A 16,518-nucleotide genomic window follows, 5' to 3' on the forward strand; every position below is an offset into this window, starting at 1 on the left:
GCTTGATCGTTTGGGGGATGGAAAGTGGAAGAAGTGCAGGGTAATTTGATTACGGTAGAGACCTTAGCGGCCGATTTCCGCAGGTTAGGGGTGCAGGAGGGCATGACGCTACTGCTGCACTCCTCGTTTAAATCGCTTGGCCAGTGGGTGGCCGGCGGTCCGGTGGCAGTAATTCTGGCTCTGGAGGAGGTGCTCGGCGCAGAGGGGACGCTGGTTATGCCGACACACTCCTCCGATTTGACCGATCCGGCAGGGTGGAGTAATCCTCCGGTGCCGGAGGCCTGGTGGCAGACAATCCGGGAACAGATGCCGGCCTATGATCCGGATATGACCCTGCTGCGGGGAATGGGCATTATTCCCGATACCTTCCGCAAGCAGCAGGGGGTTAGACGCAGCAGCCATCCGGTCCATTCTTTTGCCGCTTGGGGGAAGCACCGGGATAAGATTACCAGCGGGCATGAGCTGGAGTTCGCCTTCGGGGAGCATTCCCCGCTGGCCAGGATCTATGATCTGAACGGAAGCGTACTGCTGCTGGGCGTAAATAGTCTGAACAACACCTCTCTTCATCTGGCGGAGTACCGGGCTGATTATGCGGGGAAGCAGGAAGTGACTGCCGGTGCGCCCATGCTGGTGGGAGGAGCCAGGGAGTGGGTGCAGTTCAGGGATCTGAACTGGAATTCCGATGACTTTGCGGAGATTGGTGAAGACTTTGACCGGGAGACAGGCCGGATAACCCATGGTAACGTTGCAGCTTCAGCAGCACAGCTGATCCCGCAGCGGGAGATCGTAGATTATGCGGCAGGCTGGCTGGCACGGAAGCGGAAATAGCTAAGACCTGAAAAGGAGAGAGCTGAGTTATGGGGACAACAACAGTATTTTTGACACGGCATGGCCAGACAGAGTGGAATGTGCAGCAGCGTATGCAGGGACATCAGGACTCGGCGCTTACTCCGCTTGGGGTGCAGCAGGCACAGTGGCTCGGCCGGGGGCTGCAGGAGGTGCAGCTGGATGCGGTATATGCAAGCTCCAGTCCACGGACGCTGCGTACCGCGGAGCTGATTCTCGGGGAGCGGAAGATTCCTGTAACGGCTTGCGATGAATTCAAGGAGATATGCATGGGCGCCTGGGAAGGCCGTGAGTCCTCCGCGATTAAGCAAAGTGATCCGGAGCAGTTCCGTTATTTCTGGGAGGATCCCGGAAAATTCAGCGTGGAAGGCAGCGAAACGTTCGCAGAGGTGCAGGAGCGGGCGCTGAATAAGCTTCAAGAGCTTGCGGACAGGCATGAAGGGCAGACCCTGCTTATTGTGACGCACACGGTAGTGATCAAGGTGCTGATGGCGTACTTTGAAGCCAGGGCTATGGATAAGCTGTGGGAGCTGCCTTATATTTATCCCACTTGTCTGTGCAGAATCGATATTACAGATGGTGTGCCGGAGATCCTGCTGCACGGGGACATCAGTCATTATGAAAGTAGCGAAGCCGGAATGGAATCCTAAATATACGCGACGATGTACCTGCGATATTCCTATAGCTATAGACGGCAGGCGATAACCGCTGAAAAGCGGGCATCGCCTGTTTGTGCTGCTTATTTGGCCAGTGTGACCAGCGCTGCGTTGTTGCCGCCCGGACCGGTTTCCGCCGGATGCGCCGGGAGGTCGCCGTCAAGCGGCCTGAGAACTGGAAGCAGTGTAGCAAGTGCGGCGCAAACGGCCGGCAGCAGTCCGGCAGCCAGGAACAGCGTGGGCACCCCATAGACCTCTGCGACCACACCGCCGGCAAAAGCGCCGGCCGGCTGCAGGCTGCCGCCGATCAGGAAACGGATCGAGTTCACCCGGCCCTGCAAGCTGCCGGGAACCAGCCGGCCATGCAGCGCGGAGCTGATAGAACCAAAGAAAGGACCCAAGGCTGCACTGCTGAATGCGGCGGTGAGCGCAAACGGATAGCTTGGGATCAGGCCCCACAGCGCAATGATGATGCCCATCCCGCATAGGCTGCCGAGCATGACAAGCCGCCGGTGTTTGACTTCCCCGATCAGCGAAACCACACTGATTCCGGTTAAATAGCCCAGCGCAGAAGCGGTGCTCAGCGTACCCAGCGCTGCCGCATCCCGCTGCAGCACTTCACGGACATAAGGGACCATCATGGTCCAGACGGCAATCGAGCTGAAGTTGCTGATGGAGACCATAATCATAATGACCAGCATGGACGGGAACTGCTTATAGAAGCTGAATCCTTCGGCAATTTCCCGCAGGTATGCCTGGACGGAGAAGCTGCCGGCAGCTTCCTGGGGCCTCGCGAGCTTCGGCAGGTACAGCAGGGTGGCGATGGCGGCTGCATAACAGACTGCGTTGATGCCAAGCGCCGGTATTGCTCCGCTGCTGGCGGTCAGTACGCCGGCCAGGGCCGGGCCGAGCAGGGCGGCGGCGCCTTTGCAGCCGTCAATGACGGCAAAGGCGCGCATCAGCTTGCGGTCACCGGCCATGCCCGGGACGATGGCCATGGCCGTCGGCAGGAACAGCGCGGAGCAGGCGCCGCTGAGCGCTGCTGCGGCGAACAGATGCCAGAGCTGCAGGTGGCCAGCCAGGCCCATCCCGAGCGGCAGGGCGATGGCCAGCAGCCGGATGGCCGCCAGGAAGGCCATGAGGCGCACGCGGTTCAGCCGGTCAGACAGCGGCGAGCCCAGCAGGCGGATCAGCAGCTCCGGAATGCCGGAGCAGAGTACAAGCGCACCCATGGCCAGCTTGGAGCCGGTCAGTTCATAGACCATCCATTCCATGGCCAGGAGTCCAAAAGTATCACCGAAGGTGCTTAAGGATATGGTGGACAGCAGTCCGAAATAACTGCGTTTTAACATGGGAAGGCTCACCTCTTTTTTGGTATTGATCCCGGTTTAGCTCTCCAGATACGTTCCGATTTGATGAGGCAGTTCAGTCAGTGCCTCCAGCCGCAAGCTGTAGGAGATGCTCTTGCCGTTGTAATGGACGATGACCAGCCCCGCCGCACGCAGTGCGATCAGATGGTAGTGGATTGTGCTTTTGGAAAGGCCGACCAGCTTAACAATCTCAGTGAAATTCAGCTGCTTCCCGGTAAGCAGGCGAAGAATGTACAGCCGTGTCTCGTCTGAAAGAGCCCGGGTAAGCCGCAGCAGCGCCGGTGCCGGGCGTCCCTCCTCCGGTGGAAGGACATCGCAGGAGTAGCTGGTGAACACAAATTCATCATAAAAAGCCGAAGTAACCAGCGGCCGGGGATGATATTGCGGGATAAGGATGACCTGTTTCAGCTGTCCGGCGGGATACAGCCTCATGCCTGCGGTGGCCTGCTCGTAAACCTCCATGTCATTCCCGCCGGTTAGCATGTCTTTTCTGGCATCAGCCTCTTGATGCAGTCCCTCAAGAATCTGCGGATCAATCCTGCTGAAATAGCCGGCATCCCAAACGCGCAGGATCTCAGTGGCGGCACTTCGCAGCTCGGCCAGATTGGAGGGAACAGATTGGCCGAAACGGCCGGAGATCTCGTACAGCTCACCCGTGGTCAGCTCATCGAACCAATTCAGGAACCCGCTGACGGTGCGCTCGCCCGGGCAGGTCCAAATATATGGAGCTAAGCTGAAATCCTCGGATATGGTGATAATCTCCCGCATTCTCTGCAGCTGCACCGGAGCGAACTGTTCCTGTACCTCGCGGACCCAGAGTTTTCCCGCGTCCATGGCATTATGATTCTGTTTGTAAAGAAAAGCATTAAGGCTGGCAATACATTCATACATTGGCGCAAAATCCACTTGTACCTTATAGCTCATACCGGATTCCCCATTTCGGTTGTTGTGATGCTGATGAACATTATGTTCTATAAATATAGAACTACTTGTTGGTTTTATTATATGCGAACAAAATCCAGATTTCAAGATAAAGGGAAAATAATATTCAGCCGTTATTTCAGTTATATAGCTATGGAAAGGATAGAGGTTATGAAGGAGGTGGAACTATAAGGCGGCAATTTAATTTCTGAGCAGGAAATGACTGCGCCGGTTTCGGCAGCTGTGAAATAAACGAGGTGATTTGCGGGAAGAACTGCATACGCAGTATAAAAAAAGGCGGTTCCCGATGGACGTTATTCACGTCCCGGGAACCGCCTTTTCAAGTGAGGTTAAACGTTAGTTAATAAATCCGAGTGACTTCAGGGTTTTCTCCAGCATCGTGGCGGCTTCCGCGCGGGTAGCCGATTTCTGCGGAGCGAACGAGCCGTCCGGCTGTCCCTGAATGATGCCCTCAGCGGCAATCTCAGCTACCGCCGCCTGAGACCAGGCAGGGAGGGCTGCTGCGTCACTGAATTTCTTCAGCGCCGAGAGATCCCCATTTAATGTTTTGCCGGTGAATTTCATGGCCTTGGACAAGATCGCTGCCATCTCCTGGCGGGTGATCGGACTGCTTGGCTTGAAGCTGCCGTCAGTATAACCGGTGATCAGTCCTGCTGCAGCTGCCGTCTGCACAGCCTCCGCATACCATGCGCCCGCACTGACATCACTGAAGGTGGTGCCGCTGCTTGCCTTCGCCAGACCAAGCGAGCGGGTAATCAGGGCTGCGAATTCTGCCCGGGTCACCTGCTGCGAAGGCGAGAATGCAGTGGCACTGGTTCCGGTAATAATCAGCTTGGATGCGAGGAGATCAATTGCTGATTTGGCCCAGTGGCCGGTAATGTCTGCGAACGTCTTAGTAGACTGGACAACGGTGTAATAGCTGTTGCTGTTGCGTTTGATCGTGACCTCGGTAGTTCCATCTGCCTTCGTGGTGAATACGGAAGGTACGAAGGCAATTTTTCCGGTTACCGGGTCGAAGGATACGGCTGTTGCCGATCCCGGATTCAAGATGGATGGAGCCGTAAGCGTCCGTTTCACATAGGTGCTGCCGAAGCTGTTCAGCGGTACGCTGGCAGTTCCCGATTTCGCAGTGATGCTGAACTCAATTACCGGCGCTGCCAGGGTGCCGGAACCCGCTTGTGCAGCAATAGCCTGGTTCACACTGCTCAGTGTGGCCGTGCTGGCTGACAGAATGGAGACGGTGATCGTGAAGTCACTGCTGCTTAGCTGTGCTGCAAGTGCCGTTCCGTTTACGAGGCTGAGCGGAAGTGAATAAGAGCTTCCGTTCGTTGTAGTAAACGTAAGCACTGTTGCCGGTTTGGCCGCAGCCTGCTGGATCAGCACACTGCCCGGAAGCACAATCTGGGCTCCGCCGGCTGAGCCGGTAACCGGAATGACGAGTTCGCTGCTTCCGGCCGGCAGAGCTGCCAGTTTGGCAGTCAAATCAGCAGCGGTAATTGTAGTCACTTGCGGTGTTGCTGCAGGTGCTGCTGATGCGCTGGCTGTAGGTGAAGGTGTTACGGTTATTACGCCTCCGCCAGGTGCACTGGTAGCTGTTGGAGTCGGTGTAGGTGTAGCTGTTGGAGCCGGAGTGGTTCCTTTCAGGTCGGTGATCCGGCCTTGGACAGCGACGTCTACGGGATTGTGATTTTTCAAATAGGACAACAGAACTTCAAAATCCGGAAGACCGAGCTCATAATAACGTCCGTCCGCCTTGGCTGCAGCCAGCGCCCGGTAGAAGTCGCCGCCGCCTGCCATGAAGGAGTTCGTGGACAGAATATAGTAAGCGTTCGGATCAACAGGCACATAGGAGCCGTTAGCCTGCTGAATATCAACAGATACAATGCGTTGTCCGGCTTGTGTCACATTGCCGGTTAACGGGTCGACAATTTCCGGCGTCTTCGTAGAGTCATACGTATATTTCATGCCGGAAACCTGTGCGAACCGGCCCTGGTCGGAGCTAAGGCCGCTGACGGAGTTCTCCAGTGAGGAGATGATTTCCGCACCGGTAACCTTGAGGGCAACCAGGCTGTTGCCGAAAGGAAGAGTGGTCAGCACTTCACCCATTGTGATGTCGCCCTTGTCGATGGCTGCACGGATACCGCCGCCGTTCTGGATAGCAACAACGCCCTTAATCGAAGCGAGGTCACTTGCCGATACGAAGTTCGGCAGCAGCTCTTTAACTTTCTCCGAGATACTGTCGGCAATCATGTTGCCGATCGGTGTTTCTTCCTGACGTACAACCCGTACCGATTTGCCGTCAATCGTGCGGTTGACGTAAAGATCAACGTTTGAGGAGCCTACTACAGTGCTGCGTACGGTAGCCAATTCTGCATCATACGGAGCAAGCAATGCTTTGGCAGTTGCATCTTCGCCGAAGCGGTTAACATCCAGCAGTGCCCCGCTGTAACCGAGAATTTCTCCATTTTTATCAAAGGTAACATCCAGCTCACCGAGAAATTGGCTGTATTCACCGGTCTGCACGATGAGTACCTTTTTGCCGGTTCCAACATTCACAACCGGAGACGGAGGATTATCGATCTTCGTATGCGAGTGACCGCCGACGATAATGTCAATTCCCGGAACGGCCTTGGCCAGCTCCTGGTCAACGGTATAGCCCAGATGGGTAACGGCGATGATTTTGTTAATACCCTGGGCTTCCAGCAGTGCTACTGTTTTCTTGGCGCTTTCCACATGATCCTTGAAGCTGATCTTGTCGCCTGGCGAGGACAGCCCTACCGTATCCTCTGTAGTCAGGCCGAAGATCCCGATCTTCTCGCCGTATACATCCTTGATGACCGAAGGGTAGATGTTTCCATCCTTTGCTGTGCTCTTGGTCTCATCAGTTTCGAGCGTCCCGGTGGTGCCATGATAGAGCTCTGCAAGCTCGCTGTTCTTCGTTGTAAAGTCAATGTTGGCGCTGGCGAACGGGAATTTGGCCGCCGTCACGAAGTCTTTCAGCACTTCCGGCTGCCCCTTATTCAGGTCAAACTCATGGTTACCGAACGTCATCGCGTCATAGCCGATGTTGTTCATGAACTTGATGTCTGCTTGTCCCTTGAACTGGGTGAAGTACAGCGTGCCGGAGAAAACGTCGCCTGCATCGAGCAGTACGGAGTTGCCTGTCCGTTCGCTGCTGATCGCCGAGGTGCGCTTCGTTACATTTTCCAGATGGCTGTGTGTATCATTCGTATGCAGTACACGCAGGTTAAAGTCAGTTGGGGCAAAGTCAATCTGTGCGACCAGCGGGTCATGGTCACTTACCCGGATATCTTCAGGGAAGGTAACGCTGCTGGCATAATCGCCTGGATCGGCAAAATCAGCATTGAGATGCACGATATCCAGCTTGCTGCCGGATGCCAGCCTGTTGTTAACGAGAATGTGATCGAGCGTCTGTGAATTGCCCTGATATACATAGGAATAACGTTGGTTTAGCGGCAGGGTGTTTACGAGATTCGTAAGTGCACTGCCTTTTAACAGATTCAGGGTGTTAGAGAACTGGAAGTCATTCAAATCGCCGAGCACGATGACATTGGCATCCGCATTCTGCTCAAGCACATCTGCAACGAATCCGTTGACTGCCTTGGCAATGTTCGCCCGCTGGACTTCGCTGCTGAAGGCCGGCGGCTGGGTGGAGCCGAACAGATAGCTGTCGCTGCCCTTGGAGTTAAAGTGGTTGGCGATGAGGATGACATCATTACCCTTAAAAGTAAATTCTGCTGCCAGCGGTTTGCGCGAATTAGTGAAGGCTCCATTCAGCGGATCAATCCGACCGGGGTTCAGACTGAGGCCTGCTGCTGCGCTGTAGCTTACCGCTTGCGTTGCAGTTCCTTTTGTACCTGCTTTGAGTTCGACTCTGTTCTTATTGTAGAGGAAGCCGGAACGGATGTTGCCGTCCGGAGCACCGCCGTCTTTGTTATTCTCCGGGGCGATATCCGTATAGGCATAATCGGTGCCGCTGCTGCCGGGAAGTGCATTGATGGCGTCAATCAGCGCCTGGAAGCTCTCGCTGGCATCAGTCACGCCTGAATCGGCGGTGCCGTCATTGTCCTGCACCTCTGTGAGGCCGACAATATCCGGAGTCTTCAGGTTGACGACAATATCCTTCGCTACATTGGTTATCTTCTTGTTGTCATTGAGCTTGGAGAAATTCTCAATGTTAAAAGAGGCAACCGTCAGCTTGCCCTCATCGTAGGCGAGGATAGTGGTTTCTCTTTGCAGGGTGCTTGCGCTTACTCCAGGGAGTGTTCCTGATTCCGTGGAGATGATGAATTTACCGTAATCGTAAGACAGAATACCGGTGATGTTCTCCGTGAACTTCTGGCCTGTGGTGAGAATAGGCGCGGTCTTCACAGAGAGCATCAGGCGCTGCGGATTGAAGTCGGCACCGGTCAGCACCAGGCCGCCTGCAGCGGAATAGACTTCGTTTGTATTGGCAGTTCCATTATCCGTAATGACCGGAATCTCAAAAGTGCTGCTGGATGCATAATAGACAGCCGGACCGACGGTAGTCGGCTTGTTGAGCTGCAGGCGCATGCCCTCCAGACTCTCGTAGAAGTCGATGGCATCCGTAGCCGGCTCAAATTTGGTCAGCTTGTCATCATCGATGACTGCCGTTGGAATCACGCGTCCGCCTGTACCTGTTACAATTGCAGCCGGCAGTGCGTTGCCGCTGCTGAGCACAGCAATTTTGGTGGCGGCGATTTCCGTTGTGGTTAATTGGCCACTGAAGCCGTATTCCTGAACGGTTCCGTCAATGGTAACGGAGTCGCCTGTCTTGACGGCGCTGCTGCCGCCTTTTTGATAGATCATCACCGCTTCGGAGGTTTTGATATCCGTATCGGCATCTGCATCAGGCGATTGAATGTAGAAAGTATCCGCATCCTTGATGTAGGTGACAATCCCCTTCACATTCGTAACCAGGCTGTCGGCATACGGCGAAGTATGGGCGGCTCCCTGGATTTGATTAATCTTCAAATTATCGAGTACGGATACGGCTTTGTAGGTAAAAGTAGCAAGAGGGCTGTCTGTAAGCCCCGGTGAAGTGGAGTAGGCTTTAATGGTAAGGGTATTATAGCTAGCGTCAACTGGAATTGGCGTCTGGTACCATACATTATCCAGAGCAGCAGTGGTGCTGCCGTTGGCGTATACACTGTAGTACACGCTTGCAGTGACGGATGAAGTGCTTAAAGCGATGGTGGAGCCTTTGCCTACCGTAGAGCCGGAGGCCGGAGAAGCTGAGACAGGAGGGGACTGGGTGGTGCTGAACATTTCTACCTTGGAAACACTTTTAATGCCGGGTACTGAAAAGTAGGCTTCTGTCTTTCCTGTGATCACAATCTGTGTACCCAGGAGCGAAGGGTTGGTCTTCAAACCAAACTGTTTGCGGATATAATCGGGTGATGAGGGCAACTGGACGGGCATGATTTTGGCGGGATTCGTCTCTGCGGGGTTGTCTGCGACTGCAAGATTCGTGTCTGCGGTGAAACTGGCCGGGTCTTGGGAATATGTACCTGTACCCGTGGTATACCACCCGACAATATACCCCAAGACGGTTACATTCTCGATTGCTGTCTTGGCTAAGGCGGCTTCTACTGTTATCGGCGCGTCTGCCGAAGCTGTACCGGTGCCGGGAGAAATTCCCGGGAAGCCCCCGGTTAGAAATAGTACTAACACCAGAAGAAGACTGAGTGTTTTCCTGCTTTGTGAAGACAATTTCATGTAAGTATACCTCCCCATAAAATATCTTTCGCACTCTATTATAATAGTAATAAAATAATAGCGAAGCAATTTTTCGTTAATATTTGTTAATTATGCATAAATTAATAGGGGAATATTACGAAAATACATAAATTTTTTGATTAAATTTGCGATAAAAACGGTTGGTTCTAATGCTTGTGTTAATTGAGTGTTAGAGGAGTGTTAGAGAGGACGGAGAAACGTTCAAGTGAGAGGAGGATGATATTACGGATACGTTCGTCTAGAAATTTTGATAGATTAAAGCGGTTCTGTATTGTGAATAAATGTATTACAGCAAAGAGGCGCCTCGAATGACGCCTCTTCGCTGTTTTTTATTTATTTCTCTGCGGCACTTCAAGCCGCTCCAACCCGTTCATATATTTACGAAGCGCTGCCGGAATATAAATCGACCCGTCCTCCTGCTGGTGGTTCTCCAGCAGCGGTATTAAAATCCGCGGCGTAGCCACTGCGGTGTTGTTCAGCGTATGGCAATACTGCAGCCGCCCGTGCTCGTCACGGTAGCGGATATTCGACCGGCGCGCCTGGAAATCCAGCAGATTGGATGCCGAATGCGTCTCGCCGAAGGCCTCACGGCTGGGCATCCAGGTCTCCACATCATATTGCTTGTGGGTCTTCAGCGACATATCACCGCTGCATACCGCAACGATGCGGTAAGGCAGCTCCAGCAGCTGCAGGATATACTCGGCGTTGGCCAGGATCTCCTGCAGCATCTGCTCCGAAGTATCCGGGTTATTCTTGCATAATACCACCTGCTCGATCTTCGAGAACTGGTGCACCCGGTAGAGGCCGCGTACATCGCGCCCTGCCGAGCCGACCTCCCGGCGGAAGCAGGCCGACATGCCGGCAAGTCGCATCGGCTCATCAAGTTCTACGATCTCATCGCTGTACAGCGAGACCAGCGAGACCTCCGACGTGCCGGCCAGCCAGCGGTTCTCCCCGTTGAGCTCATAGGTTTGGTCCTTGCCGCCAGGGAAAAAACCAGTCCGCTCCAGCGCTTCCGGACGGACAATCACCGGCACATCCATGGACGTGAAGCCGCGCTCTGCGAGTACATCCAGGGCCAGCCGCTGCACGGCCAGATGCAGATAGAGGCCGGCATTCTTCAGCACATAGCTGCGCGGTCCGCCGGCTTTGACCCCGCGCGGGATGTCGAGGATGCCGTGCAGCTCGCCCAGCTCCACGTGATCGCGCGGCGCGAAGCTGAATTCCGGCAGGGTTCCGGTCCGCCGCAGCTCCACGTTCTCGCTGTCGTCCCTGCCGATCGGCGTATCCGCCGATACGGGATTCGGCGCAAGCAGCTGAAGCTCCCCGCAGCGGCGGTCGGCCTCGGCCAGATCCGCTTCCAGAACTGCCAGCCGGCTGTTCAGCTTCCGGACCTGCTCCTTAGCCTGCTCCCCGGCAGCGGCATCGCCCTGGCGCAGCAGCTGTTCCACCTCTTTGGTCAACCCGTTGCGCTCAGCCCGGTGTTGCTCCGTTTCGCGGCGCAGCAGGCGCCGCTTGTCGTCCCACGCCAGCAGCTCATCCAGCGGGAAATCGACTCTTTTCCACGCCGCCGTATTTCTCACAAGTTCTTTGTTCTCCCTAATCCAGTTCATGTCCAGCATGCCGCATTCGCTCCTTTTGTCTTAAAAAAATACAAAAAACGCCCTCATCCATGGGACGAGGAGCGTCAGCTCGCGGTGCCACCCAGGTTGACCGAACTCCATAAAAATAGCTTAACAGCGGAATCCGATCCTCTTTGGTCTTCGCGGTAACGGGCGAAACCCGGTAAACTTAGGGAACACAGAAATGCTCCGGTCGCAGACGCCTCACGGTTGGATGCCGGTCATTGGCCTGATTGGGATGTAGGTTTGCCGATCATTATATCCCAGAAATCTGACATATGCAAGGGCTCCGAGTCTGCCTGCAGCGTAGATCAGGTTTGACAATAATCCGTCTTATTTGATAGGATTATTACTAATTTAAAGTAATTATGCTTGCACAAAGCGGCATATTCCATTCATACCCAGAAGCGGAAGAGGTGTAGAAGTGGCCAAAATAGTTGTAATTAACGGAACGCCATCCCTGGTATCACGGATTAACGCGGTCATCGAATATGCAGAGGGAGATCTGCGCGGGCGCGGTTTCGAAGTAGATCGGATTAATGTTGCCGAGCTTCCGGCCGAAGATTTGATTCACACCAAGTTTGAGAGCGAAGCCATTGTCAAAGCCAATGGGCTTGTAGCTGAGGCCGACGCGGTAATCGTGGTTAGCCCGGTATATAAGGCTTCTTACACAGGTGTACTGAAGACCTTCCTCGATCTGGTTCCGCAAAAAGGCCTCGCCGGCAAAATCGTGCTTCCGCTCTTCATGGGCGGCAGCCTGGCACATCTGCTGGCGATTGACTACGCACTGAAGCCGGTGCTGTCCGTACTCGGGGCACGTCATATCCTGGGCGGCGTATATGCGGTTGACTCCCAGGCGGTGCGTAACGATCAGGGTGTCGTTGAACTGGCCGAGGAGCTCAAGCTGCGACTGAACAGCGTGCTCGAGGAGCTTGCGGAAGAAACTACGCATAAAGCAGCGCGGAAAGCCGGAGAGTAACTAACCCAGCAACTATCGGCGTGTGAACAGAACAGTCGAAACCCCCACATTGCCGACAATTCAGCGATTAGCTAACCCAGAACCAGCGACGTGTGACTAGAACAAATAAAATCCCCGAACTGCCGGAAATCGGCGGTACGGGGATTTTTACATACCAATTTTACAGTCGGGCTAAGCCGATTACGATTCTATTGCATTCTGTGCAGCAGAATCGCATCCTCGAGCGGTGAAAGTAGATTTGATTGCACTTCGTACAATAGAAAGTGGCCGATTACGCCTAAATCAGGCTACCTGCCGACAATCTGCTGCACAAACTACAACAGATCACATGTTTAAGCTGGAATTAATTAAATCTGCTGCACGAACTACAACAGATTCCCTTTTAACGGCAGTCGAAGCTAATCCATTGCTATTGAGCTGGATAACCGCTCCTGCGCAGCGGCTCTTTTTTTACAAATCATCAAATCCGTTGTCGTCGCCGACCTTGCCGTAATTGCGCGATTTGGCTTCGAAGAAGTCGGTTTTGGTCGCGTTCAGCGCTTCGTCAGAGAAAGGCTTGATCCACGGCATGCAGTTAACGTCGACGCCTTGGTAAGCCTTGTCCAGACCCATCAGGGTCAAGCGTTTATTGGCAATATATTTGATATAGTCGCTCAGCTCGTTCATGTCGATGCCGCGCACATTGGTCAGCGTGTAGTGCCCCCAGTTGGTTTCCAGCTCTACAGCGCGGTCAATGGTACGGTAGACGTAGTCCATGTTCTCTTTTGTGTTCAGCTCAGGGTAATCGACCAGCAGCTGCTTAAACACTTCCGCGAAGAAGTAGCAGTGCTGATTCTCGTCACGCTGGATGTAGGAGATCATCTGGCTGGTCGCCATCATCTTCTGGTCACGGGCCAGATTGTAGAAGAAGGCGAATGTGCTGTAGAAGAAAATCCCTTCCAGGATGAGATCGGCCACCAGTGCGCGGAAAAAGGTATCCTTCGACGGCGCGTCGCGGAACTCCTGATAGATGTCGGAGATGAACTGGTTACGCTCCAGCAGTACCGGATCATGCTTCCAGTATTCAAAAATCTCCTTCTGCTCGCTGTCAGACACAATCGAAGAGAGGACATAGGAGTAGGACTGGTTGTGCACGACCTCCTGCTGTCCGATGATTGCCGAAATGGCCTCAAGCGAAGAGTCGGTAAAATAACGCTTCACATCGCCGACGAACATCGTCTGCATCGAGTCCAGCACCGCCAGCAGCGAGATGTTGATCTTGAACACGCGCTGTTCCTCAGCCTCCAGCTGCGGGAACTGCTGGGCATCCTTGGACATCGGGATCTCGTCAGCGATCCAGTGGTTGAGCAGCAGCACCTTGTACAGCTTGTACATATGCGGCATGCGGATATCGTTCCAGTTCAGAATTCCCGAGCATTCCCCGTCGATGATACGGGTCGATTGGTTCGGTGCTTCCGTATTAAAAATCTTTTGTAATTGCATTAGGTTCCCTCCTGTAATTTGCTTGAGCTAATCTTTCTGTGGTGGTTTGTCCATAAAAACGGTTGGAGTCACGGAGAGGGAGTTTGGAGCTGGAGGAGCGTCAGCGTTCGCCTTTGTCTGCGGATTTCAACCGTGAATAACGGTTGAAATAAAGAAATCTGCAGACAACAGCGACCGGAAGCCCAAACATTCCTCGCAGTGACGAACAAATCACCGTTTTTTTCTGTTCAAGCACTAAGAAAATTAGCTCGCGCAAGATTCACACTCTTCTATGGTAAGTGCACGGCTCCGCACATAATACGTTGACTTCAGTCCGCCCTTCCAGGCGTTCAAGTGCAGCTGCAGGAAATCGGTGGCCTTAATGTCCGGCGTCACGTACAGGTTGAAGCTCTGGCCCTGATCGACGTGGCGCTGGCGGGCCGAGGCCATGCGGATCGACCAGTTTTGATCAATCAGGAAGGCCGTCTTGTAGTACCAGATGGTTTTCTCGGACAGATCTGGCGCCGGGTTAGCGATCTTGTAGGTAGTCTTCTCCTCGTAGGAGAGCAGCTCATAGAGCGGATCGATACTGGCGGTCGAGCCGGCAATGATCGAAGTCGAGCCGTTCGGCGCAATCGCGAACAGCCAGGCGTTGCGCACGCCGTCCGCAGCCACTTCCTGCTGGAGCTGGCGCCACTGCTCTGCTGTTACATACTTGCCTTCCTGTTCACCGCTGGTATAGCCGCGTTTCGTGAAGTACTCGCCGGTCTCCCAGTCGGAGCCGGCAAACTTCGGATAGCGGCCCTTTTCACGGGCCAGCTCCATGCTGGAGCGCACAAGCAGATAATTGATGTGCTCATACAGATGGTCGTTGTATTCGATAGCTTCCTCGGACTCCCAGCGGATGCCTTCCAGGGCCAGCAGATGGTGCAGGCCGAAGGTGCCGAGGCCGACAGCACGGTATTGGCTGTTCGTGTACTGCGCCTGCAGCACTTCAATATTGTTAATGTCGATAACATTGTCGAGCATGCGGACCTGAATCGGCACCAGTCTTTCCAGCACGCCAGCCGGAACAGCGCGGGCCAGGTGGATGGAGTTCAGGTTGCAGACAACGAAGTCGCCGGGGATTTTGGAGATGACGATCCGGGTCTGGCCGTCCTTCGTCACCAGTTCTTCCTGCTCGATCACGGTCGCCGACTGGTTCTGCATAATTTCCGTGCACAGGTTGGAGGAGAAAACCATGCCCTGATTGCGGTTCGGATTGGTGCGGTTGACGGTATCGCGGTAGAACATATACGGCGTACCGGTCTCGAGCTGCGACTTCATAATCCGCTTCATGATGTCGATGGCCGGCACCGTGATGCGGGAGAGCTCCAGATTGGCTGTGGCTTCAGCGTATTTTTCGCGGAAAGCGCCTTGGCCAAGCTCTTCGTCATAGAAATCCTCAAGACCGAGAGCGCGGCCGTTCGCGTCTTTCCAGCCCATAACCTTCTTCACTTCATGCGGGCAGAAGAGGTTCCAGTGGCCGCGTGCTTCTACAGCTTCCATGAACAGATCGGGCAGGCAGACACCGTGGAACACGTCATGGGCGCGCATCCGCTCGTCGCCGTTATTCAGCTTCAGGTCGAGGAAGGCGAGAATGTCCTTGTGGAACACGTCGAGATAGACAGCGACCGCGCCTTTGCGCGTGCCGAGCTGGTCTACGCTGACAGCGGTATTGTTCAGCTGGCGGATCCAAGGGATAACGCCGGAGCTGGTGTTCTTGTGGCCGCGGATATCGGAGCCGCGGGCCCGGACTTTGCCGAGGTAGACGCCGATGCCTCCGCCCATTTTGCTGAGCCGGGCTACGTCGGTGTTGGAGTCAAAAATGCCCTCCAGCGAGTCGTCCACTGTGTCGATGAAGCAGCTGGAGAGCTGCCCGGCGACCTTTTTACCGGCATTGGACATGGTTGGCGTGGCAGCGGTCATATAAATGTTGCTCATGGCCCAGTAGGCCTCTTTTACCAGCTCAAGGCGCTTCTCTTCCGGCTCACGGTGCATGAGGAACATCGCGATAATCATGTAACGCTCCTGCGGGAGCTCCATCACGCGTCCGTCAAAATCATGGGCCAGATAGCGGTCGGACAGTGTCAGCAGCCCGATATAATCGAACAAGAGGTCACGGGTGTAATCGATACATTCGCCAAGCTCGGCAATCTGCGCTTTGGTGTAGTGGGTCAGCAGCTCTTCGCGGTAGATGCCTTTTTTGACCAGGTCGGTAATCAGCGGGTAGAGTTCACCGTAAGGCTCCTCCGGATAGGCTTTATAGCGGCGGTTGACGGCGGCTTTCTTATATAGGGAAGTCAAAAGCGAGCGGGCGGCGGCAAACTTCCAGTCCGGCTCTTCTTTGGTTACGAGCTCAAGGGCGCTCATCGTAAAAGCACTGCTGATTTCTTCTCCGCTGACCTCTTCACGGCGCAGCTTGGACTGCACTCCGCGCAGCAGCGTTTCTTTGCTGAGCTGTTCCAGGCCATTCAGGATACGGTCGGCATATACGGAAAGGCGCATTTCATCAAAAGCCAGCTGGCGGTTATCGGGTTTCACTACGAGTTGTGGCATAAATTAATCATCCTTTCGTGGTTATATAAGTTGAATGTAAGTCTTGTAGAGTAAAGATCAGTCGCAACTACGTTGAATGTTTGGACTTACGGCCGCTGTTGTCTACAGATTTCTTGATTTTTACCGCTTATTGCGGTTGAAATCCGTAGACTGCTTATGCTTCCGAAGCTAGCTTTCCTGCGGAAAGCTTTCAGGCGGACGCTCTCGCTCCTTCAGTTCCAAAATTCCCCTCCGTCGCTCCTTCCTTTCTTCAATAGTCTTAA

General features: G+C 54.3%; 9 protein-coding genes. 3 read left to right on the forward strand and 6 right to left on the reverse strand.

From position 1 onward, the window contains the following. The first annotated feature begins 24 nt into the window (after positions 1-24). Positions 25-828, forward strand: a complete 804-nt coding sequence (locus QU597_RS02270) for an AAC(3) family N-acetyltransferase (protein WP_310831184.1) — start codon at positions 25-27, stop codon at positions 826-828. Between the two features lie 29 nt (positions 829-857). Continuing rightward, positions 858-1,496 (forward strand): histidine phosphatase family protein, encoded by a 639-nt coding sequence (locus tag QU597_RS02275; protein WP_310831185.1) that lies wholly within the window; start codon positions 858-860, stop codon positions 1,494-1,496. Between the two features lie 89 nt (positions 1,497-1,585). Here the strand turns inward: QU597_RS02275 and QU597_RS02280 are convergent, their stop codons facing one another. From QU597_RS02280 to serS, 4 genes are all read right to left on the reverse strand, one after another. Beyond that, positions 1,586-2,854 carry an MFS transporter gene (locus QU597_RS02280; protein ID WP_310831186.1) on the reverse strand — a complete coding sequence of 423 codons (1,269 nt, stop codon included), beginning with the start codon at positions 2,852-2,854 and terminating at the stop codon, positions 1,586-1,588. 36 nt (positions 2,855-2,890) lie between these two features. Further along, positions 2,891-3,796 carry an ArsR/SmtB family transcription factor gene (locus tag QU597_RS02285; protein WP_310831187.1) on the reverse strand — a complete coding sequence of 302 codons (906 nt, stop codon included), beginning with the start codon at positions 3,794-3,796 and terminating at the stop codon, positions 2,891-2,893. A gap of 354 nt (positions 3,797-4,150) precedes the next feature. Then, complete coding sequence (locus QU597_RS02290) at positions 4,151-9,574, reverse strand: S-layer homology domain-containing protein (protein ID WP_310831188.1); 5,424 nt, start codon at positions 9,572-9,574, stop codon at positions 4,151-4,153. Between the two features lie 350 nt (positions 9,575-9,924). Continuing rightward, a complete protein-coding gene (gene serS, locus QU597_RS02295) occupies positions 9,925-11,217 on the reverse strand; it encodes a serine--tRNA ligase (protein WP_310831189.1) in 1,293 nt (430 codons plus the stop codon). Positions 11,218-11,641: 424 nt separating this feature from the next. Here serS and ssuE point away from each other — a divergent pair, with 424 nt between their 5' ends. Then, a complete protein-coding gene (gene ssuE, locus QU597_RS02300; RefSeq protein WP_310831190.1) occupies positions 11,642-12,196 on the forward strand; it encodes an NADPH-dependent FMN reductase in 555 nt (184 codons plus the stop codon). A 450-nt stretch (positions 12,197-12,646) separates the two neighbouring features. Here the strand turns inward: ssuE and QU597_RS02305 are convergent, their stop codons facing one another. Together QU597_RS02305 and QU597_RS02310 are read right to left on the reverse strand one after the other, a co-directional pair. Beyond that, the gene (locus QU597_RS02305; protein ID WP_310831191.1) at positions 12,647-13,678 is read right to left on the reverse strand and encodes a ribonucleotide-diphosphate reductase subunit beta; all 1,032 of its coding nucleotides are present in this window, start codon (positions 13,676-13,678) and stop codon (positions 12,647-12,649) included. A 243-nt stretch (positions 13,679-13,921) separates the two neighbouring features. Then, positions 13,922-16,255, reverse strand: coding sequence for a ribonucleoside-diphosphate reductase subunit alpha (locus QU597_RS02310; protein WP_310831192.1), 2,334 nt, complete (start codon positions 16,253-16,255; stop codon positions 13,922-13,924). Between the last annotated feature and the right edge of the window lie 263 nt (positions 16,256-16,518).

This window comes from Paenibacillus pedocola, from assembly GCF_031599675.1.
Lineage (GTDB): Bacteria > Bacillota > Bacilli > Paenibacillales > Paenibacillaceae > Paenibacillus_AQ > Paenibacillus_AQ pedocola.